The 20,336-nt window shown below is 65.2% G+C and carries 18 protein-coding genes; 8 read left to right on the forward strand and 10 right to left on the reverse strand.

The window, feature by feature from the left end; translation table 11 throughout:
* Positions 1–37: 37 nt before the first annotated feature.
* Both EN861_RS00445 and EN861_RS00450 read left to right on the forward strand, forming a co-directional pair.
* The gene (locus EN861_RS00445) at positions 38–982 is read left to right on the forward strand and encodes a nucleoside hydrolase (protein WP_135861801.1); all 945 of its coding nucleotides are present in this window, start codon (positions 38–40) and stop codon (positions 980–982) included.
* A gap of 103 nt (positions 983–1,085) precedes the next feature.
* The gene (locus tag EN861_RS00450; protein WP_127280897.1) at positions 1,086–1,760 is read left to right on the forward strand and encodes a TetR/AcrR family transcriptional regulator; all 675 of its coding nucleotides are present in this window, start codon (positions 1,086–1,088) and stop codon (positions 1,758–1,760) included.
* A 15-nt stretch (positions 1,761–1,775) separates the two neighbouring features.
* Here the strand turns inward: EN861_RS00450 and EN861_RS00455 are convergent, their stop codons facing one another.
* Entirely contained in the window at positions 1,776–2,417 is a 642-nt protein-coding gene (locus EN861_RS00455) for a class I SAM-dependent methyltransferase (RefSeq protein WP_127280896.1), read from the reverse strand.
* Positions 2,418–2,609: 192 nt separating this feature from the next.
* Here EN861_RS00455 and EN861_RS00460 point away from each other — a divergent pair, with 192 nt between their 5' ends.
* The gene (locus EN861_RS00460) at positions 2,610–4,172 is read left to right on the forward strand and encodes an alpha/beta hydrolase (RefSeq protein ID WP_245511971.1); all 1,563 of its coding nucleotides are present in this window, start codon (positions 2,610–2,612) and stop codon (positions 4,170–4,172) included.
* 7 nt (positions 4,173–4,179) lie between these two features.
* Here EN861_RS00460 and EN861_RS00465 read toward each other — a convergent pair whose 3' ends face one another.
* The 4 genes from EN861_RS00465 to hisS form a co-directional block, all read right to left on the reverse strand.
* Entirely contained in the window at positions 4,180–5,952 is a 1,773-nt protein-coding gene (locus tag EN861_RS00465) for an AMP-binding protein (protein WP_127280716.1), read from the reverse strand.
* A 97-nt stretch (positions 5,953–6,049) separates the two neighbouring features.
* A complete protein-coding gene (hisG, locus tag EN861_RS00470; protein ID WP_127280715.1) occupies positions 6,050–6,748 on the reverse strand; it encodes an ATP phosphoribosyltransferase in 699 nt (232 codons plus the stop codon).
* Complete coding sequence (locus tag EN861_RS00475) at positions 6,745–7,866, reverse strand: ATP phosphoribosyltransferase regulatory subunit (RefSeq protein ID WP_135861804.1); 1,122 nt, start codon at positions 7,864–7,866, stop codon at positions 6,745–6,747. Before EN861_RS00475 ends, hisG begins: the two co-directional genes overlap by 4 nt.
* A gap of 181 nt (positions 7,867–8,047) precedes the next feature.
* On the reverse strand, positions 8,048–9,544 hold the full coding sequence (gene hisS, locus EN861_RS00480) for a histidine--tRNA ligase (protein ID WP_127278596.1): 1,497 nt from the start codon (positions 9,542–9,544) through the stop codon (positions 8,048–8,050).
* A 251-nt stretch (positions 9,545–9,795) separates the two neighbouring features.
* On the opposite strand from hisS, the gene EN861_RS00485 reads away from it, so the two are divergent.
* Both EN861_RS00485 and EN861_RS00490 read left to right on the forward strand, forming a co-directional pair.
* Positions 9,796–10,047, forward strand: a complete 252-nt coding sequence (locus tag EN861_RS00485; RefSeq protein WP_127278595.1) for a hypothetical protein — start codon at positions 9,796–9,798, stop codon at positions 10,045–10,047.
* Positions 10,048–10,098: 51 nt separating this feature from the next.
* Positions 10,099–10,488 carry a hypothetical protein gene (locus tag EN861_RS00490; RefSeq protein WP_127278594.1) on the forward strand — a complete coding sequence of 130 codons (390 nt, stop codon included), beginning with the start codon at positions 10,099–10,101 and terminating at the stop codon, positions 10,486–10,488.
* A gap of 89 nt (positions 10,489–10,577) precedes the next feature.
* On the opposite strand, the gene EN861_RS00495 is transcribed toward EN861_RS00490, so the two are convergent.
* Positions 10,578–11,216, reverse strand: coding sequence for a DNA-3-methyladenine glycosylase I (locus EN861_RS00495; protein ID WP_127278593.1), 639 nt, complete (start codon positions 11,214–11,216; stop codon positions 10,578–10,580).
* Between the two features lie 212 nt (positions 11,217–11,428).
* Here EN861_RS00495 and EN861_RS00500 point away from each other — a divergent pair, with 212 nt between their 5' ends.
* Together EN861_RS00500 and EN861_RS00505 are read left to right on the forward strand one after the other, a co-directional pair.
* Positions 11,429–12,157 (forward strand): L,D-transpeptidase, encoded by a 729-nt coding sequence (locus tag EN861_RS00500; protein ID WP_127278592.1) that lies wholly within the window; start codon positions 11,429–11,431, stop codon positions 12,155–12,157.
* Between the two features lie 289 nt (positions 12,158–12,446).
* On the forward strand, positions 12,447–13,367 hold the full coding sequence (locus EN861_RS00505) for a bifunctional 5,10-methylenetetrahydrofolate dehydrogenase/5,10-methenyltetrahydrofolate cyclohydrolase (protein ID WP_127278591.1): 921 nt from the start codon (positions 12,447–12,449) through the stop codon (positions 13,365–13,367).
* Positions 13,368–13,543: 176 nt separating this feature from the next.
* Here EN861_RS00505 and glcF read toward each other — a convergent pair whose 3' ends face one another.
* The 4 genes from glcF to EN861_RS00530 form a co-directional block, all read right to left on the reverse strand.
* Positions 13,544–14,869 (reverse strand): glycolate oxidase subunit GlcF, encoded by a 1,326-nt coding sequence (gene glcF, locus EN861_RS00510; protein ID WP_135861806.1) that lies wholly within the window; start codon positions 14,867–14,869, stop codon positions 13,544–13,546.
* A gap of 10 nt (positions 14,870–14,879) precedes the next feature.
* A complete protein-coding gene (locus EN861_RS00515) occupies positions 14,880–16,085 on the reverse strand; it encodes an FAD-binding protein (RefSeq protein WP_127278589.1) in 1,206 nt (401 codons plus the stop codon).
* A 239-nt stretch (positions 16,086–16,324) separates the two neighbouring features.
* Entirely contained in the window at positions 16,325–17,821 is a 1,497-nt protein-coding gene (locus EN861_RS00525; RefSeq protein ID WP_135861808.1) for an FAD-linked oxidase C-terminal domain-containing protein, read from the reverse strand.
* A 156-nt stretch (positions 17,822–17,977) separates the two neighbouring features.
* The gene (locus EN861_RS00530) at positions 17,978–19,300 is read right to left on the reverse strand and encodes a DUF3422 family protein (protein WP_135861811.1); all 1,323 of its coding nucleotides are present in this window, start codon (positions 19,298–19,300) and stop codon (positions 17,978–17,980) included.
* Positions 19,301–19,507: 207 nt separating this feature from the next.
* Here EN861_RS00530 and EN861_RS00535 point away from each other — a divergent pair, with 207 nt between their 5' ends.
* The gene (locus tag EN861_RS00535; protein ID WP_127279738.1) at positions 19,508–20,311 is read left to right on the forward strand and encodes an FCD domain-containing protein; all 804 of its coding nucleotides are present in this window, start codon (positions 19,508–19,510) and stop codon (positions 20,309–20,311) included.
* Positions 20,312–20,336: the final 25 nt, after the last annotated feature.

Below are 20,336 nucleotides of genomic sequence, written 5' to 3' on the forward strand. Positions count from 1 at the left end.
AATAGGCTTTCGATCGCAAAACGAAGGACGCGGCATCATGGCACCACGCAAGATCATCATCGACACCGATCCCGGCCAGGATGACGCCTTCGCCATCCTCTTCGCACTGGGGTCGCCCGATGAACTCGACGTGGTCGGCATCACTACGGTCGGCGGTAACGTGCCGCTTGCACTGACCTCGAAGAATGCGCTCAAGGTCGTGGAGCTTGCAGGGCGGCCGGATGTGCCTGTTTATGCCGGCTGCCCGGCGCCGATGGTGCGCACGCTGATCACCGCCGAATACGTCCATGGCGAAACCGGCCTCGACGGCGCCGACCTTGCCGAACCGGTGACGCCGCTACAGGACGAACACGCGGTCAACCACCTGGTGCGCGCGATCATGGACGCGCCTGAAGGCGAATTGACCGTCTGCACGCTCGGGCCGATGACCAATCTGGCCATGGCCATGACCATGGAGCCGAGGATCGTGCCTCGCCTGCGCGAAGTGGTGCTGATGGGCGGCGGCTTCTTCCAGGGCGGCAACGCCACGCCGGCCGCCGAGTTCAACATCTTCGTCGACCCGCACGCCGCGCACAAGGTGTTCGACAGCGGCGTGCCGGTGACCATGGCGGGTATCGACTGCACCTACACCGCACTGATGACGCCCGAATGGCTGGACCGCCTGCGCGCCACCGGCAGCCGCGCCGCGATCGAGGCCGCGAACCTGGCCGACTTCTACCGCCAGTACGGCACCCACAAATTCGAGACGCCGGCGCGCCCCATCCACGATGCCTGCGTGACAGGTTATCTCCTGGCGCCGCAAATCTATGAACAGCGCCAGTGCGCGGTGACGGTCGACATTGTCTCGCCGGAGACGATCGGCATGACGGTCGTCGACTGGTGGCATGTCACCGGTCGGCGCAAGAACTGCAATGTGCTGCGGCGCATCGATCCGGCGCCGTTCTTCGAACTCATGCTGGAGCGGATAAGCGCATTGCCCTGAGTTGCGCCTTCCGCGATAGATGGGCACTTGATGAGTCGCGAAGCGCATCGGAGCCGGCAAACGGATTGCAGGCGTTGAGCATGGCGATGAAGGTCTTGACCACATGAAAGCCGACAGCGCCCCTGGCAGAGGCAAGAGACCGCCCAAAGCCGCCGCGCCCGCGAAGGCGGCGCGGCAGACGCTGAGCCGCGAGGCCTGGATATCGGCGGCGCGCAAGGTGCTGGAGAAACACGGCATCGGCGAGGTCAAGATCGACCGCCTCGCCAAGCAGTTCAAGGTGACGCGCGGCAGCTTTTATTTCCATTTCACCAGCCTGGCCGATCTTCGTGACGGACTGCTGCAGGAATGGCGGGACATCAATTGCGAGCCCTTCTGGGCGATGCGCGAGATACTAGATATAGACGGCCTGCAGTTCTTCACCGACATCGTGCATGTCTGGGTCGACGAGGCCCCGTTCAGTCCCCTGCTCGACCTCGCCGTGCGCGACTGGTCGCGAACTTCGAAAAAGCTGGCGCGGGAAGTCAAGGATATCGACGACCTGCGCATCGAGCTCCTAATCCGTTCCTTCCGCGCCATGGGTTATCCCGAGGATGAGAGCCTGGTCAGGGCCCGCATCACCTATTTCCACCAGATCGGCCAATACGCTCTGTCCTTCAAGGAGGACCCGGCGGTGCGCCGGAGCTACCAGCCGCTGTTCGGCGAAGTGCTGCTCGGCCCGCTGGTCCAGGAGCCGGGTTCGGCGCCGAGGCCGGTGGAAATACGTGGTGGGCGGCGATAGCAGGGCGAAGGCGCATCAGCCCGTTGGGGGTATCGCGATGCCGGCATGGTGACTTCCCAACTGCCAGAAGGGTAGCCGGAACCGTTCACGCTCCGCTTCGACGACATGGAAGCCCGCCGCCCGGATCAGGTGCAATGGATCGCGGTTGAGGTGGCAGCCGCCGGCGAGTCGGCCCCAGGACCGGTTCAGACGCTCCTGCCATTTGCGGCAGCGCGGCCCCTCGGCCTGGCCATGCTCTATGAAGATCAGCCGGCCCGTGGGCTTCAGGATGCGCCGGATCTCGGTCAGCGCCGCCTCGGGATCCGGAATGGTGCAGAAGGCGTAGGTGACGACGACCGTGTCGGCGAAGCTGTCGATCAACGGCAGTCTTTCACCGCTGGCCCGGATACAGTCGACCTTGAATGGCAAGGAACGGCTCTTCGGTTCGGCCAGGCCGAGCATCGTGCCGTCGGGATCGACGCCGACCAGCCGCTTCACCCTGCCGGCGTCGTAATAGGGAAGGTTCAGGCCGGACCCGAAACCGACCTCGACGACAACGCCATCTGCCCGTGGGATCAGGCGCCGTCGCATATGCGTGAAAGTGCGGGCTGAACAGCCGACGTGGACGAAGTAGGGAGCCATGCAGCGCGCGTACCAGGAGAGACAGGATTGGCACATGTCTCAGCCTCCCTGCCCTGCGCCGGCAGCGCCAACAGGGGCGCCACCGCCGGCAACAGGCCCTGCTGTGCAATGGTGGATGAGAGTATTGACCAGTGACATTTCTCGCTCCAAGGGAGTCTCATGATCGGGCCCGATCGGCCCGATGTCGTGGGAATGGATAGAAGGCCGGCGTCCCCTCAGCGTCCCCGCATGGCCGTGGTCGGATCGATGGAGCGATTGGAATTCCGATTTCTGGGTTTTCCGGAGTTCCGCTTGAGCGGCCGGCGGGTGGAACTTGCCTTGCGCAAGGCGGCGGCGCTCCTCATCTACCTGGCCGAGGCCGGCGGACCGGTGGCGCGCGATGTCGTCGCCACGCTTCTGTGGCCCGAGACCGACGAACAGCTCGCTCGCGCCCGCCTTCGGCGGACACTCTATAAAATCCGCATCGCGTTCGACAGAGAGATCATCGCCGCCACAGGCGCCTCGCTGAGCCTGCACCCGGCCTTGTCCGCCGAGATCGACACCAGGGTTTTCGAGCAGGCCTGCAATTCCCGCTCTCTCGACGAGGCAGCCGACATCTACAACGACGATTATCTCGCCGGCTTCTCGCTGCCGGACAGTCCGGAATTCGAGGAATGGATCTTCTTCCGGCGAGAGACCTTGCGCGGCCGGCTGGTGCAGGCGCTGGAGCGGCTCGTCGAAGCCAAGATCGCCGGCGGCGAGCCGCGCGGCGCGGTCGTTCATGCGACACGGTTGACGGCGCTCGACCCTTTGAGCGAAAGCGCGCACCGCCACCTGATCCATGTCCACCTGGCCGCCGGGGACAGGGCCGCGGCCGAGCGCAAGATTGAGACGTGCATCCGGCTCTTGCGGGACGAACTCGGCGTAGCGCCGGACCCCGCCACGCTAGCCATGCTGCGCGAGCCAACTCAGGACGCTACCGTGGACGTGCCCAGGACGTGCTACGTCGCAGTGGACGGCATTCACATCGCGTACCAGATCGTCGGTAGCGGCCCGACGGACATCGTGCTTGTTCCCGGCTTCATTTCGCATGTCGAGCGTATCTGGGAAGACCCGGGCTGCCGCGCCTGGCTGACCGCGGTTTCGCGCCTGGGTCGCCTGATCCTCTTCGACCGGCGCGGCATGGGGCTTTCAGACCGCGTCGGCGCCCGCCCCACGGTCGAGGCGACGGCGCAGGATATTCTGGCGGTCATGAACGCGGCCGGCAGCGGCCGGGCCTTGCTGGTCGGTGCGTCGGAGGGCGGGCCGGGCTGCATCCGTTTTGCAGTCGAGCATAGCGACCGGCTGAGCGGCCTTGTTCTCTGGGGCTCGCTGGCGAAGGGCAGCCGCGCCCCCGACTATCCCTACGCCTTGACCGTCGCGCAGTATGATCTGTGGAAGCAACGCCTGCTCGCGGGTTGGGGTGGCCCAGCGGAAATCGAAACCTTCGCCCCAAGCCTCACTGGCGACCGTCAGGCGAGGACCTGGTGGGCCGGATTGCTCAGGGCAGCCTCCAGCCCGGGCGCGGTCGCGGGCCTGCTCGAGGCATTACGGGATGCAGATGTCCGTCACCTCCTGGCAAAAGTCTCCGCCCCGACGATGGTCCTCCACCGTTCAGGCGACCGCGCCGTGCGCATCGAGGCCGGGCGGTTCCTCGCGTCCAGGATTCCGGGCGCCCGGTTCATCGAGGTCGACGGCGACGACCACTGGTTCTGGGTCGGCGACCGGCAGTCCCTGCTCGACAGCATCAGTGCCTTCGTACGACGCGGCTGATCCCGCCTCACGCCGTTTTCTGCGCCTCCAGCCCCAACTCTTCCACCATCGCCTGACGCATCAGGAATTTCTGCGGCTTGCCGGTCACCGTCATCGGCAATTCGGTGCGGAAGCGAATGTGGCGCGGTATCTTGTAATGGGCGATCTGGCCCGCACAGAAGGCCTTGATTTCCTGTTCGGTGGCGACCTGGCCGGGTTTGAGCACGATCCAGGCGCACAACTCCTCGCCATATTTGGCATCCGGGATGCCGAAGACCTGCACTTCCCGCACCTTGGGATGACGGTAGAGGAATTCCTCGACCTCCCTGGGATAGACGTTCTCACCGCCGCGGATGACCATGTCCTTGACGCGGCCGACAATGTTGCAATAGCCCTCGGCGTCGATGGTGGCGAGGTCGCCAGTGTGCATCCAGCCGTCGGTGTCGATTGCCTCACGGGTCTTTTCGTCGTCGTCCCAATAGCCTTTCATCACCGAGTAGCCGCGCGTGCAAAGCTCGCCCGGCGCGCCGACGGCAACGGTGGCGCCATCGGCATCGACCGCCTTGACCTCGACATGCGGATGGATGCGCCCGACGGTCGACACGCGCTTTTCCAGCGGATCGTCGGTGCTGCTCTGGAACGAGACCGGACTGGTCTCGGTCATGCCGTAGGCGATGGTCACCTCCGACATATGCATCAGCGACACCACTTTCTTCATCACCTCGATCGGGCATGGCGAGCCGGCCATGATGCCGGTGCGCAGGCTGGAGAGATCGAAGGATGAGAAATCCGGATGGTCGAGCATGCCGACGAACATGGTCGGAACGCCGTAGAGGCCCGTGCAGCGCTCCTGCGCGATCGCTTTCAGCGTCAGGCCGGGATCAAAACCCTCGCAAGGGAAAACCATGGTCGCGCCTTTCGACACACAACCCATCGTGCCCATCGACATGCCGAAGCAATGATAGAGCGGCACCGGGATGCAGAGCCGGTCGTCGACAGTGAGCTTGATGGCCGAAGTGACGAAGTTGCCGTTGTTGACGATGTTCAGATGAGTGAGCGTCGCGCCCTTGGGAGCGCCTGTCGTGCCTGAGGTGAACTGGATGTTGATCGCGTCGCCCGGCTTCAGACCCTCGGAGATGCGGTCGAGGCTGTCATGCTCGTCGCGGCCGGCCATGGCCAGCACGTCGCCGAAATTGAACATGCCTGGCGAGTTCTCCTCGCCCATGCGGATGACGATCCTCAGCGCCGGCAATTTGGCGGCCTTCAGCTTGCCCGGCGTCGCCGTGGCGATTTCCGGCGCCAGCGTCTCGATCATGCCGAGATAGTCCGAGGTCTTGAAGCTCGCCGCCGTCACCAGAGCCTTGCAGCTGACCTTGTTCAGGGCATATTCCAGCTCGGTCAGCCGATAGGCCGGGTTGATGTTGACCAGAATCAGGCCGATGCGGGCGGTGGCGAATTGCGTCACCAGCCATTCCCAGCGGTTGGGCGACCAGATGCCGACGCGATCGCCCTTGCGCAGGCCGAGCGCCAGGAAGCCGGCGGCCAGCGCATCGACGGTGTCCGACAGTTCGCTCCAGGTGAAGCGCTTGTCCTGGCCGACGAAGATTGCGGCATCGAGCGTGCCGTATTTGCTGACGGTATCGGAGAACAGGGCCGGAATGGTCTCCTCCAGCAACGGCACCTTGCGCTCGCCCGAGACATGCGCCTTGCCGTCGACGGGCGCGACAAAGACAATGCCGGAGCGCGCGCCGCGTCCGCGCAGATTGGTGGCGTTCTTCAGCTCGTCGAGATTGACCGGCATCGCTCTCTCCTCCCAGCACGGACCGAGCCTATCAGCCTGCCGGAACGGTGGAAATCCCGCCGATGGTAGTGACACCCCTCCCGCCAGGGAAAGCAGGCTATCCGACCGTCGCCGTCATTTTCGCGGCTATATCCCGGAAGATGGCCTCATCGGCGGCGGAACGATCTTTCTTCGAGGCCACCAGGCAGGCCTGCGACTTCAGCAGGACGCCATCGCCCAGCACCTTGAGATGGTTGGCGCGCAGCGTCGAGCCCGTGGTGGTTATGTCGACGATGACGTCGGCAAGGCCGGCCGCCGGCGCGCCTTCGGTGGCGCCGAGGCTTTCGACGATGCGATAGACCTGGATGCCGTGCTTGAGCGAAAAGAACTGCTGCGTCAGCCGCCAGTATTTGGTGGCGATCCTGAGCCGCCGGCCATGGCGCTGGCGGAAATCTGCGGCGACGTCATCGAGATCGGCCATGGTGTCGACATCGAGCCAGATCTCGGGCACCGCGACCACGACATCGGCATGGCCGAAGCCGAGACGGGCGACGATCTCGGCCCGCGCTTCCCAGTCGGCGAGATTTTCCCGCACAAGGTCCTCGCCGGTGATGCCGAGATCGACCGCGCCCTGCCCTATTTCGCCCGATATTTCGGAAGCCGACAGGAAGACCACTTCGACATTGTCCAGGCCCTCGACGCGGGCGTGATATTTGCGCTCGTCGCCGGGCAGGCTGACGGCGAGGCCGGCCTTGGCCAGCACCTCCAGCGCCTGCTCCTTGAGCCGGCCCTTGGACGGGATCGCCAGCGTGATCATGGTGCCGTCTCCCGCAACGCCTCGATGCGGTCGAGCCACACCGAGAAGCCGACACCGGGGATCGCGGTCTTGGCGCCGAGCAGCGTCAGCAATCTGTCATAGCGGCCGCCACCGGCCAGGGGACGCTCGCCACTTGCGGCCGCGACTTCGAAGACCACACCGGTGTAATAATCGAGCGGACGGCCGAAGGCGGCGTCGTAGCGGATTTTTCCCGACGGCAAGCCATGCGCCTCGATCGCCTTGGCGCGGGCCGCGAATTTTTCCAGCGCCGCACCCAATGAAAGTCCGGCGCCGGCGGCGAAGGTTTCCAATGCCTGGGCCGCGCCATCGAGCGGCACGTCGATGGCCAGAAAACCTTTCAGCGCCGCGAAGGCCTCGTTCGACAGCCGCACGCTGCGCAACTCGGCCTTCTCGATGAGCCGCCGCGCGATGTCCGACGGCGCGCGGCCGGCCGATGCCGAGAGGCCGGCCTCCTCCATGCCGCCGGCAATGTGCTGGGAAAGGCCGTCCAGATCACCGTCGAGGACAAGCGCTGCGACCGGGCCGGAGAGCTGGCCGTTGCGCGGCGGGTTGGCGAGATCGGCGAGTGCCGCCTCCAGCATCGGCGCCGAGCCGAAGGCGCGCGCCAGCCGCATGCGCCAGCCGCGCGGCAGGCCGAGTGCCGCCAGCACCGCCTCGAAGATGCCCTGATCACCGAGCGTGACCACCAGCGGCCTGCCGGGCAGCACCAGCGAAAGCAGTGCGTGCGCGTCAGCGACAGAGCGGGCATCCGCTTCAGCCGTGTCGCGGTCGCCGAGATCCTCGATGCCGGCCTGAAAGAACTCGTTGCCGCCCTCGCGGCGCTGGCGAAACACCTCGCCGAGATAGGAATAGCGGCGCGGCGTGCCGGCCTGGCTGGTTATGTGGTCGAGACAGACCGGAATGGTGAATTCGGGCCGCAGGCAGAGCGTCTGCCCAGTCTCGCTCTCCGTAAGGAAAATGCGCCGGCGCAGATCCTCGCCGGCCATGTCGAGGAACGGATCGGCCGGCTGCAGCACGGCAACTTCCACCGCATGCGTGTTGCGGGTTGCGAAGAGCGCGATGATGTCGGCTGATATGGCGGGGTAGCGGGAGGTCATATGCCGCGCCCTTCCCTTCTCCCCCTGTGGGAGAAGGTGGATCGGCGCGCAGCGCCGAGACGGTTGAGGGGTGCGTGTCGGAATGAAGCGTTTGCGTTCCCTGGAACACCCCTCATCCGACCTCGCTTCGCGAGGCCACCTTCTCCCACAAGGGGAGAAGGACAAGAGCGCGCGGCGCTCGTCACTTGGTCCGCTCCTGGGCCTGCGCCGCCAAGATCTTCTTCACTTCGGCGACCAGCTCGCTTTCCGCCACCGTCACCTGCGCCGGGCGCGCGGCGCGCCATTCGGCATTGTCGGTGATTTCGGCGGACATGCGCGCGCCTTCGATCAGGTCCTTGATCTGCAGTTCACCCTTGGCGCGCTCGTCGCCGCCCTGAATGATGGCGACCGGACAGCCGCGACGGTCGGCATATTTGAGCTGCGCCTTCATGCCGGCGCCGCCGAGGTACATTTCGGAGCGGATGCCGGCGGCGCGCAGTTCCGCCACCATCTTCTGGTAGCGGCCGAGGCTTTCCGTGTCCTTGTCCATGACCAGCACGACAACCGGCGCGATCACGTCGGCGCTTCCGAGCTTGCCAAGGTTCTTCAGCGCCGTCATCAGCCTGGAGACGCCGATGGAAAAGCCCGTCGCCGGCACCGGCTCACCGCGGAAGCGTGAGACCAATCCGTCATAGCGGCCGCCGCCACCGACCGAGCCGAAGCGTACGATCTGGCCGTCCTCATTGGGGATCTCGGCCAGCAGTTCGGCCTCGAAGACGGGACCCGTGTAATATTCCAGGCCGCGCACGACGGAACGGTCCATGGCGATGCGGTCCTCGCCGTATCCGGCGGCCCTGACCAAGGCTTCGATCGTCGCGAGTTCGCCGACGCCCTCCTGGTAGACCGTGTTGCCGCTGACGCTGGCATCCTGGCCGGCCTGCGCATTGCGCGCCGTCGCCAGAAGGACGGCTTGGGCTTGAGTATCGTTCAGCCCGGCGCCCTTGGCGAAGTCGCCCTCGCCTTCCTTGCCGCCATCCCAACGCCCTGGGCCAAGCAGAAGCCGGACACCTTCCGCGCCGAGCTTGTCCAGCTTGTCGATGGCACGCAGCACGGTCAGCCGACGACCGGCATTCTCCTCGCCGCCAAGGCCGATTGCTTCCAGCACGCCGTCCAGCACCTTGCGGTTGTTGACGCGGATGACATAGTCGCCGCGCTTGATGCCGAGCGCTTCCATGACGTCGGCCATCATCATCGCCATCTCTGCATCCGCCGCAACGCCCGGCGTGCCGATCGTATCGGCGTCGAACTGCATGAACTGGCGGAAGCGGCCGGGGCCGGGCTTTTCGTTGCGGAACACCCAGCCGGACCGGTAGCTGCGGTATGGCTTGGGCAGGCGTTCGAAATTCTCGGCGACGAAGCGTGCCGTCGGCGCTGTTAGGTCGTAGCGCAGCGACAGCCACTGGTCGTCATCGTCCTGGAAGGAGAACACGCCTTCGTTCGGCCGGTCCTGGTCGGGCAGGAATTTGCCGAGCGCATCGGTGTATTCGATCAGCGGCTGGTCGGCCGGCTCGAAGCCATAGAGCTCATAGACCGAGCGGATCGTCGCCATCATCTTCTCGACGGCGCGGATGTCCTCGGCGCCGCGGTCGGCAAACCCGCGCGGCAGCCGCGCTTTCGTCTTTTCCGATTTGTCGGCCATAATCTGGGCACCCGATGGTTCATGACTTCGTGGCGCGGTAAATCTACCGCGTTCCACAGCGCGCGTTTCCTAACCGATGAAGCCGGGAGCGGCAAGGGTTGGCGCCCCGCGGCGCACCCGACGAGATCAGGAAAAATCGAAACCCTCTGAAACAAAAACACGCCAGAAGTGAAACAATGCCGCCATGAGCGCGGCATCGTGCCGACACAATCGCGGCCGATACAGCGCATCGAAACGAAGGGGTTCAGGACATGACCAGTGCAACGGAATTCCAGGCCAACGGCGAGGCCGGTGAACTGCCCACACGCTTGCGCCCTGCGGGCACCCATGCACCGAAAATGGCTGGCCAGGCGGCCGGGCCGTTCGATGTACCCGCCGACACCGGCAAGGGATCTTCCCTGCGCGACGCCCTGGTGACCGGCCTGCTGGTGATCTATCCGACAGTGGCCACCGTGGCGGCAATCGTCGCCGGGCTGTTCCTGGCCGGCGCCAACGGCACCTGAAACCGTCCGTTTCGCTGGATGCGATTTTCATTCTTGATCAGGGGATTGAGCATGCGACTGGGCTACGCATACGCGCTTGGCTGCGCGTTTTTACTTGGGGCGGCCAATCCGGCCAGCGCCGCAGGCTGCAAGCCGGGGGACGCGGGCCTTGCCGGCCATTACTACCTGCGCGGCGTCATGGAGGTCGGCTCCGAACTGCTGCTGAAGAAGGACGGCAGCTTCGAGTTCATGCTCGCCTATGGCGCCAATGACCAGTACGGTAAGGGCTGTTGGGTGAAAAAGGGCTCGACGGTCGAGGTCATCCCCGCCGGACGCAGTTCGGCATCGACGCATCATACGCCCGACGACAGCGGTTTCAGCGGCCTTGTGCTGAGCATTTCAGGCCGCAGCCTGGTGTGGGACATCAATGGCAGCGGACACAAGGGACGGTTCGAGAAGTGAGGGCAGCGCGACACCTGGCAAGGTCGGCGCCGCCCCTCATCCGGCCTTCGGCCACCTTCTCCCCGTGAACGGGGAGAAGGAAAAAGCAGCTATTTCGGCCGCTTGAAAGCCTTCCGCTGCTTCTCGACCTGCTTGCGGCATACACAGCCTTCGAGATGGTCGTTGACCAGCCCCATGGCCTGCATGAAGGCGTAGACCGTGGTCGGGCCGACGAAGCTCCAGCCTCGCTTCTTCAGGTCCTTCGAAATCCGCACGGAAACCGCGGTGGTCGGGTTGGCGCGCAGATGGGCGAGATCGACGGTTTGCGGCCGTTCCTCCTTGCCGGGTTCGAACCTCCAGAACCAGGCGGCCAGCGAGCCGAACTCGTCGACCATTTCGCGGGCGCGTTTGGCGTTGTTGATGGTCGAGACGATCTTGCCGCGATGGCGGATGATACCGGCATTGCCGAGCAGGCGTTCCACATCCTTGTCGGTGAAGGCGGCGACCTTGTCGAAGTCGAAGCCGGCGAAGGCCTCGCGAAAATTCTCCCGCTTGCGCAAAATGGTCAGCCATGAGAGGCCCGACTGAAACCCTTCGAGGCAGATCTTCTCGAACAGCCTACGGTCGTCGGCCACCGGCCGGCCCCATTCATGGTCGTGGTAGTGCAGATAGTCGGGCAGATTGCCATGCCAGAAGCAGCGCACGACACCGTCAGGACCGGCAAGCAGGCCGGTGTTTTCATTGCTCATCTCAAGAGATCCATCCGTTAACGCGCTTCCGCGCTGCTTTTACCGTGGCTTTACCAGATTCCTGAACCCGGCGGTAACCACACCAAAAGGTTTACTGACAGAACCGCATTTTACGCATTCCGATTCATGTTTCGGTTGCTGCTCGCCGCCAATGATCGCGCAAACCGGGAGCGTTCTTGCCCGGCGTATCAGGCTATCAAGGTGCGTTCCCGATGAAATTCCTGCTTCCGTTGTTCAGCGCGGCGGTGCTTGCCGCAAGCGTCATGCCCTCCCTTGCCGACGACCGCTATGCCGACAGGCCGCCGGTGATGGTGAGCCCCGACCTTTCCGCGCCCTGGGTGCTGCAGCTTGGCCATGCGCCGGGCATCGTGCGGCAGAACCGACAGGCCGTGCAGCAGCCGCGCCAGCGCACCGCGCAGCCCGACCGTGTGCAGACGGCGGGCGTGCAGGCGCCGGCCAAGCGCATGGTCATGCGCCCGCAGATCAACCCGGTCTACCTGCCGCAGGAAGTCGCTTATGACGGAGGCCAGAAGCCAGGCACCATCGTCATCGATACCACGCAGAATTTCCTCTATCTGGTCGAGAAGAACGGCAAGGCGCGGCGTTACGGCGTCGGCACCGGCAAGCCCGGCTTCGAATGGTCGGGCACCCACAAGATCACCAACAAGCGCGTCTGGCCGGACTGGCGTCCGCCTGCGGAGATGATCAAGCGCGAGGCGGCCAAGGGCCGCTACCTGCCGACTTATCTGGCCGGCGGGATGGAAAACCCGCTCGGCGCGCGCGCGCTCTATATCGGCACGACGGAGTACCGCATCCACGGCACCAACCAGCCCTGGACGATCGGCGGCGCGGTGTCGTCGGGCTGCATCCGCATGCGCAACGAGGACGTGGTCGACCTTTATGAGCGGGTCAATGTCGGAACCACGGTCGAGGTGATATAATGATAGCGAATCAGCCGGTTAAGCAGTGCTGAGCAGGTTTTTGCGCGCTGTTGCCCTCAAGCCATAGCGCGCTTCTGGAAGACGTGCTTAGACTGGCGGCGAGTTAACGGGGGACGGGCCGTGTGGGGATACGGCCAGTCACGAGAGGGCAGCACGGGTAACCGGGCTGCCCTTTTCGTTTCACGGTGCGACAGGTCGCCCCGGAGGCACGGTGTTTCGCTTTCAGGGCTGATTTCCGGGCCATGCTCTGCTATTGCAGTGCACAATCTTCCCACCAAAGGTTCGAGCTATGTCCCTCTCCGACGACAGCCGCTATCTCAAGGGCGGCCCGGTCGCCCAGCGCATCATCGCCGCCGTGCGCGAGGACGCGGCCATTGCCAAAGCCGAGGGTTTCCCGCCCAAGCTGATCTCGATCACCGTCGGCGATACCGACGCGGTCGATGTCTATGTACGCAACCAGCGCGCCAAGGCTCAGCTCGCCGGCATCGATTTCGAGGAGCGGCGCTTTCCCGCCACCATCACCTCGGGTGAGCTGGAAGCAGCCATCCACGGGCTGAACGCCGATCCGCGCGTCACCGGCATCATCATCCAGCGGCCGGTTCCCGCGCATATCCCGGTCAAGACGCTGCAGGCAGCGGTGCATCCGCTGAAGGATGTCGAGGGCATGCACCCGGCCTCGATCGGCAACATCGTCTACAACCAGCTCGACCTCGCGCCCTGCACGGCCGCGGCCTCGGTCGAACTGCTCAAGGAAACCGGCCTCGACCTCAAGGGACTGGAAGTGGTCGTCGTCGGCCATTCGGAAATCGTCGGCAAGCCGATCGCCTTCCTGTTGATGAGCGAAGGCGCGACCGTGACGGTCTGCCATCACATGACCCGGTCGGTCGCCGCCCATGCGCGGCGCGCCGACGCGCTGTTCGTCGCCGTCGGCAAGCCAAGGCTGATCAAGGCCGACATGGTGAAGCCAGGTGCGGCCGTCATCGACATCGGCATCAATTCCGAAATCGGGCCTGATGGCACCAGCCGCGTCGTCGGCGACGTCGACACCGACAGCGTCAAGCACGTGGCCTCCTGGATCACCCCGGTTCCAGGCGGCGTCGGCCCGATCACGGTGGCCATCTTGCTGCGCAACACGATGGTCGCGCTCAGCCGCCAGCGCGCGCTCTACGAGGCGACCTACGGCACGGCCGACAGGCTGGCGGCGGAATAAGACAGGGCGGCGTCACCCCCCTCACCCAGCCTCCGCTTTGCTCGGCTGACCTCTCCCCGAGGGGAGAGGAGACTATCACCGCCGGCGTCAACCTCTTCTCCCCGACGGGGAGAAGGTGGCCGCGAAGCGGCCGGATGAGGGGGATTTGCCGTAACTCTGACAGGGGCAACGCCGCGCTACTCAGCCGCAACCAGCCTTTCCTCGGAGACGCCTTCCGGTCGCGGCCCGCCATAGGCCCAGTCGAGCAGCTTGACCGTGTGCACCACCGGCATCCTGGCAGCGGACGCGATCTGCGTGATGCAGCCGATATTGCCCGTGGCGACGATCGCGGCGCCCGTCGCCTCGATGTTTTTCACCTTGCGGTCGCGCAGCCTGGCCGAAATCTCGGGCTGCAGAATGTTGTAGGTGCCGGCCGAGCCACAACAGAGATGGCCCTCGCGCGGCTCGCGCACGATGAAACCGGCCCTGGCGAGCAGTTCCTTCGGCTGACGCGTGATCTTCTGGCCGTGCTGCATCGAGCAGGCCGAGTGATAGGCGACGACCGCGCCCGGCTTGCGCACCGGTTCGGGCAGATCGATGGCGGACAGATACTCGGTGATGTCCTTGGCAAGCGCCGACACGCGCGCGGCCTTGTCGGCATAGGCCGGATCGAGCCGCAGCATGAAGCCGTAATCCTTGATCGTCGTGCCGCAGCCCGACGCGGTGATGATGATGGCGTCGAGCCCGCCCTTATCGATGGCACGGGTCCAGGCATCGACATTCTGCCTGGCCGAAGCAAGAGCGGCTTCCTCCCGTCCCATATGATGAACCAGTGCGCCGCAGCAGCCCTCGCCCGGCGGCACCACAACCTCGACGCCGAGCCGTGTCAGCAGCGAGATGGCCGTATCGTTGATGCCGGGATCCAGCACCGATTGCGCGCAGCCGGTCAGGATGGCCACGCGTCCTCTTTTCGCTAACTGTCCGGCATGGATGCCCGGCAAGGCCATCGGCGAGGCTGCCGGGATTGATGCCGGCGCGAGCTTGAGCATCGCGCCGAGCGGCTTCAGCGCCGGGATTTTTTCGAACAGGCCGATGAACGGCTTGCCGAGCTTCGCTAGTTTGAGCGCGGCGCGGAAGCGACGGGGATAGGGCAGTACGAAGGCGAGCATGGCGCGGGTCAACCGGTCGAGCAGCGGCCGCTTGTAGGTTTGCTGGATATGGGCGCGGGCATGGTCGACCAGATGCATGTAGTTCACGCCTGAGGGGCATGTCGTCATGCAGGCGAGGCAGGACAGGCAACGATCGATATGGGTGACGATTTCCTTGTCGGCGGGACGGCCGTTCTCCAGCATGTCCTTGATCAGGTAGATGCGCCCGCGCGGCGAATCGAGCTCGTTGCCAAGCGTCACATAGGTCGGGCAGGTGGCGGTGCAGAAGCCGCAATGGACACATTTGCGCAGGATTTTTTCGGACTCGGCGACATGCGGATTAGCTAGCTGTGCGGGCGAAAAATTGGTCTGCATCTCTGATGTCCTAGGCCATGCGGCCGGGATTGAGGATGTTCTTCGGATCGAATTCCTGCTTCAGCCGCTGGCTGAGTGCCGCCAGCGCCGGCGCCTGCGGTTCGAACACCGGCAAGGCAGCGCGGTGGGCAGGCGCGGCGCGCACCAGCGTCGCGTGGCCGCCGCCGTGTTTTCTCAAGAGACCGCGCAGCAAAGCGGCTTCCGGATCCCCCTCTTCCATACGCAGCCACACCAGCCCACCCTGCCAGTCATAGAAGGCGCTGACGGCGGCCTGCATGCGCAGCGTCAGGACCATCTGGTGGCCCTGCGCAGGCGTCATAGAGACCCGCCAGACCGGCTTCCCGCTGCCGTCCGCGAAGGGCCTGATATCCCTGATATCACGCCAGATTGCCTTGGAGGTCTCGCTGGTAATCTCGTCCAGCGGGCCGGCCTTGCCGAGCAGTGTTTTCAGCGCTGCAATGCGATAGTCAACGGACGGGCCAAAGCCTTCGACGCGCAGCAGCGTGGCGGCTTCAGTGCCGAGCGCTCCGCCCGCGACGCGCGCGGCAATGCGCTCCGGCAAATGGGCGGCACTCGACACTTCGGCGCTGGAGCCGAGCGCCAGGGCCATGGCGGCGCAGGCGGCATCGTCGAGCAGGCCACGGACGGCGAGCGTGACTTCGGTCTCGGCGGCTGGCAGCACCTTGAAGGTGAGGTCGGTGAAGACGGCCAATGTACCCCAGCTGTTGGCCATCAGCTTCGACAGATCGTAGCCGGTGACGTTCTTGACCACGCGGCCGCCCGACTTGAACGCTTCGCCCCGACCGGAGACGACGTTGATGCCGAGAATATGATCGCGCGCGGCGCCCGCCTTCAGCCGGCGCGGACCGGACAGGTTGGCGCCGAGCACGCCGCCAATGGTGCCTTTTCCCGGCTCGCCGCCGAGCAGCGGGCCGTAATCCATCGGCTCGAAGGCGAACTGCTGACCGTTGTCCGCCAGCAGCCTTTCGATATCGGCCAGCGGCGTGCCGGCCTTTGCCGACAGCACCAGTTCGGCGGGTTCGTAGAGGGTCACGCCTGAGAGTTTCGACAGGTCGAGTGTATGCTCGGTCTGCAACGGACGACCGATGCCGCGCTTGGAGCCGTGGCCGAGGATTTCGAGCGATGTTTCCTCCGCCGCCGCCCAGGCAACGGTGGAGAGGACTTCGGCTGGGGTAAGTGGGGTGAAGGTGGTCATGAGTTCGCGCCTTTCCTCGCCCCCGCGAAGTGGGGGAGACAGGATAGGCCGAGTTCCGTCGCGCCCCCCTCTGTCCTGCCGGACATCTCCCCCTCAAGGGGGGCGATCAGATGTCGCGCAGGGTTTCGCCAATCTTCTGCGTTGAAGAAAAGCCGAAGCGCACAAACAGCCAATCTCCCCCCTTGAGGGCGAGATGTCCGGCAGGACAGAGGGGGGTGTTCGCGCGCCGACATATCCGCTCAAAACCTCGGAATGTCCGGGAACGCCACTTGGCCCCGATGCACGTGCATGCGGCCCAGTTCGGCGCAGCGGCGCAGCTGCGGGAAGACCTTGCCGGGATTGAGAAGATGGTTGGGGTCGAAAGCGCATTTGACGCGCATTTGCTGGTCGAGGTCGACCTGGTTGAACATTTCCGGCATCAGGTCGCGCTTCTCGACCCCCACGCCATGCTCGCCGGTGAGCACGCCACCGACCTTGACGCAGAGCCGCAAAATGTCGGCGCCGAAGCTTTCGGCCTTGTCGAGTTCGCCCGGCACGTTGGCATCGTAGAGAATGAGCGGATGCAGATTGCCGTCGCCGGCGTGGAAAACGTTGGCGACGCCGAGACCGTATTTTTCCGACAGCTCGCGCATGCCGGCCAACACGCGCGGCAGTTCCTTGCGCGGGATGGTGCCGTCCATGCAGTAGTAATCGGGCGAGACGCGGCCAACGGCGGGGAAGGCCGCCTTGCGACCGGCCCAGAAACTCAGCCGCTCCTGCTCGGACTGCGAGATGCGGCACGTGGTCGAGCCGTTGGCGATGGCGATCGCCTCGACCGCCGTGATCAGATGATCGACCTCGACGCCGGGGCCATCGAGCTCGACGATCAGCAGCGCCTCGACGTCGAGGGGATAGCCGGCATGGACGAAATCCTCGGCGGCATGGATCGCCGGCCGGTCCATCATTTCCATGCCGCCCGGAATGATGCCGGCGCCGATGATGTCGGCGACGCACTGGCCCCCCTGCTCGCTGGTCGGAAAGCCGATCAGCAGGGCGCGCGCCGTCTCCGGCTTCTTCAGGATGCGCACGGTGACCTCGGTGACGACGCCGAGCAGGCCTTCCGAACCGGTCATGACGCCGAGCAGGTCATAGCCCTCGGCGTCGAGGTGACCGCCGCCGAGCCGCACCACCTCGCCATTCATCAGAACCATCTCGATGCCGAGCACATTGTTGGCGGTGAGGCCGTATTTCAGGCAGTGCACGCCGCCGGAGTTCTCCGCCACGTTGCCACCGATCGAGCAGGCGATCTGGGAGGATGGATCGGGGGCGTAGTAAAACCCCTCCTGCTCGACGGCTGACGTGATGCCGAGATTGGTGACGCCGGGCTGGGCGACGACGATGCGGTCGGGAAAATCGATCTCGAGAATGCGGTTGAACCGGCTCATGACGAGCAGCACCGCGTCCTCCAGCGGCAGCGCGCCGCCCGACAGCGAGGTGCCCGATCCGCGCGGCACGACGCGGATGTTGCGGTCGACGCAGTATTTCAGCACGCGCGAAACCTGCGCCACCGTCTCGGGCAGCACCACGACCAGCGGCAGTTGCCGGTAGGCGGTCAGGCCATCGCTTTCGAAGGCACGCATTTCATTGGCCGCGTCGACCACGCCCTCGCCCGGCACGATGATGCGCATGTCGGCGACGATTTCGCTGCGCCGGCGCAGCGTCTCGGCGTCTGGCTTGGGCATGGCAAGGCCGGACATCGGCGCTTCCTCCACTCGACTGGTAAAAATGATTTACCAGCTAGCGGCATTTGTTGCAAATCTTGCTTTGGTGGCGTCAGGGCGGCGGATGCAGGCAAAGCTTCCGCAGCGGCAATCTGCCGCTGCACATCCGTTGCGTCCGAAGCATGGCGCGGACTATTCGCCCGGATGTTTCGCCGGCTCGGAATGCATCCGTCGCACGCGGCGCACGCCCCACCAGACCAGCAGGATGGCGAACGGCACCGAGGCGGCGGTGACGACCTCGGGCGCGAAGGCGTGGCCAAAGACCGACGCGCCCTTGGCGACATAGCCGATGAGGCCGACAACGTAATAGGAGACGGCGGCGACCGAAAGGCCTTCGACGGTCTGCTGCAGCCGCAGTTGCAGGCGGGCGCGGTTGTTCATCGAGGCGAGCAGGTCGCGGTTCTGCTTCTCGACCTCGACGTCGACCCAGGTCCGCAGCAGCGTGGTGGCACGGGTCAGCTTGCGCGACAAATTGGCCTGGCGCTCCTCGACCGAGCGGCAGGTGCGCATGGCTGGCGCCATGCGCCGCAGCAGAAAGCCCGCCCAGGTGTCGTAGCCCTGCACGGGCTCCTCATCCAGCGCCTCCAGTCTTTCCGTGACGATGCCGTCATAGGCGCGGCTGGCGCCGAAGCGGTAGAGGCTGGAAGCGGCATCGGCCTCCAGTTCGGCGGCAAGCTCCGTCAGACCGGCGAGCAGCGTCTGGTTGTCGCGGGTCTCGGCGACCTTCATTTCCAGCGTCGTCTGCGCCAAGCGGTCCTCGATGCGGCGGGCGCGGCCGGACAAGGTGAGCGCCAGCGGCAGGCCGAGCATGGCAAGCGTGCGGTAGGTCTCGATGTCGATCAGCCGCTGCGACAGCGCGCCGGTGCTGGCCGGGGTCAGGCCGCGGTCGAGCACCAGCATGCGGGTCATGCCGTCGCCGTCCTGGCGGAAGTCGGTGACGATGGCCGCGCTGCCACGCTCGACAAGCGAGTAACAGAGGCTGGTCGGGTCGAAGCCGGCGACCTGCCTCTCGCTCGCCTGCGTCCATTTGCGGATCTCGAGCCGGATGCCCGAGATGACGGTTCCCGGCGGCGAAAAGCCATTGCCAAAGGGCGAATCCTCTTGCCCCCGGCCATTCTCGGCCAGCGGCCCTTCCCAGAGATAGGTCGAGAATTCCGTGTGCCGCTCCCAGCGCAGCGTCCCCTTGCCCCATTTCATGGCGTGGTGGCGGGCGTGACGCTCGGGAGCGGCGATGCCGAGACGGCGCGACAGTTCCGAAAGCACGGCGTGGTCGACCGCTGAGCCGCCTTCGGTCATGAAGGAGAGTTGGACAAGCACGCGCGGCTTCTCGACCAGCGGATGGGGGCGGGCGTGAACCTCGCCGAGCGCGCCGGGCCGGCCTTCATGCGCCGGAAAGCCCATGACGCTGCCCTGGCTGCGCGGCTGGAATTCAAGATTGGACGTCTCGTCCGACACGTCTGGTCCCCCTGGTTTCGACCCTTCGTGCAATGGCGTCGTCTTGCGGCAATCGGCAAGGGACGTAAACAGCAAAATTTAGCGCGAGGCGATATGCCGGCGCGGCGCGAAAATCGACCGAACGAGACGAATTGGATAAATAATTTGACCAGTTGGCGACAGAGGCTCTAATCTGCGCGACATCATTCCCTTCTCCAGGCGCTTCCTTTGAGCGACATTTTCTCCAGGATCGAGCATTCGCGCACCGCCGACGAGGTGGTGCAGCAGATCGAAAGCCTCATCCTCGAAGGCGTGCTGCGCACCGGCGACCGGCTGCCGGGCGAGCGCGAACTGGCACGCCAGTTCGATGTGTCGCGGCCCATCCTGCGCGACGCGCTGAAGGCGCTCGAAGCGCGCGGCCTGCTGTCGACCCGTCCGGGCGGCGGCACGCACGTCGCCGACATTATCGGCCAGTTGTTCACCAAGCCGGTGGCGGACCTGATCTCGACGCATCGCAAGGCGGTGACCGACTATCTGGAATACCGCCGCGAGATCGAAGGCATAGCCGCCGAATACGCGGCGCGGCGCGCCACACCGGAGGACCTTGCCTTGCTCGATCGCATCATGGCGCGCATGGACGAGGCGCATCGTACCGGCGATTTCGACGACGAGGCCGAGATCGACGTCGAATTCCATCATGCGATCTGCGAATGCGCGCACAACATCCTGCTTCTGCACACACTGCGCTCCTGCTACCGGCTGCTGTCGGAAGGCGTGTTCCAGAACCGGCTCCTGGTGTTCACCGTGCCCGGCGCGCGCGAGGCGCTGCTGGCGCAGCACCGGGCGATCCACACCGCGGTCAAGGCCGGCGATCCGGCCGGCGCCCGCCAGGCGGCGATGGACCACATGACCTATGTCGAGCGTTCGATGGCGGAAGCCGAACGCAGCGGCGACTGGCAACGCGTGTCGCGGCTGAGGCTGAGGCAGCGTTCGGAAGCCGGCGACGGCGAACCAGCGCGCAGACGCTCCTAATCAATTCGATCAAGCGGGGACCACC

Source organism: Mesorhizobium sp. M8A.F.Ca.ET.218.01.1.1 (assembly GCF_004791165.1).
GTDB lineage: Bacteria > Pseudomonadota > Alphaproteobacteria > Rhizobiales > Rhizobiaceae > Mesorhizobium.

Coding starts and splice junctions, on each gene's coding strand:
- EN861_RS00485 (WP_127278595.1), top strand. CDS start 9,796: ATGACCAGTGCAACGGAATTCCAGGCCAACGGCGAGGCCGGTGAACTG.
- EN861_RS00500 (WP_127278592.1), top strand. CDS start 11,429: ATGAAATTCCTGCTTCCGTTGTTCAGCGCGGCGGTGCTTGCCGCAAGC.
- EN861_RS00450 (WP_127280897.1), top strand. CDS start 1,086: ATGAAAGCCGACAGCGCCCCTGGCAGAGGCAAGAGACCGCCCAAAGCC.
- EN861_RS00445 (WP_135861801.1), top strand. CDS start 38: ATGGCACCACGCAAGATCATCATCGACACCGATCCCGGCCAGGATGAC.
- EN861_RS00525 (WP_135861808.1), bottom strand. CDS start 17,821: ATGTCCGGCCTTGCCATGCCCAAGCCAGACGCCGAGACGCTGCGCCGG.
- EN861_RS00475 (WP_135861804.1), bottom strand. CDS start 7,866: ATGACCTCCCGCTACCCCGCCATATCAGCCGACATCATCGCGCTCTTC.
- EN861_RS00505 (WP_127278591.1), top strand. CDS start 12,447: ATGTCCCTCTCCGACGACAGCCGCTATCTCAAGGGCGGCCCGGTCGCC.
- hisG (WP_127280715.1), bottom strand. CDS start 6,748: ATGATCACGCTGGCGATCCCGTCCAAGGGCCGGCTCAAGGAGCAGGCG.
- EN861_RS00455 (WP_127280896.1), bottom strand. CDS start 2,417: ATGTGCCAATCCTGTCTCTCCTGGTACGCGCGCTGCATGGCTCCCTAC.
- hisS (WP_127278596.1), bottom strand. CDS start 9,544: ATGGCCGACAAATCGGAAAAGACGAAAGCGCGGCTGCCGCGCGGGTTT.
- EN861_RS00490 (WP_127278594.1), top strand. CDS start 10,099: ATGCGACTGGGCTACGCATACGCGCTTGGCTGCGCGTTTTTACTTGGG.
- glcF (WP_135861806.1), bottom strand. CDS start 14,869: ATGCAGACCAATTTTTCGCCCGCACAGCTAGCTAATCCGCATGTCGCC.
- EN861_RS00495 (WP_127278593.1), bottom strand. CDS start 11,216: ATGAGCAATGAAAACACCGGCCTGCTTGCCGGTCCTGACGGTGTCGTG.
- EN861_RS00515 (WP_127278589.1), bottom strand. CDS start 16,085: ATGACCACCTTCACCCCACTTACCCCAGCCGAAGTCCTCTCCACCGTT.
- EN861_RS00465 (WP_127280716.1), bottom strand. CDS start 5,952: ATGCCGGTCAATCTCGACGAGCTGAAGAACGCCACCAATCTGCGCGGA.
- EN861_RS00460 (WP_245511971.1), top strand. CDS start 2,610: ATGGCCGTGGTCGGATCGATGGAGCGATTGGAATTCCGATTTCTGGGT.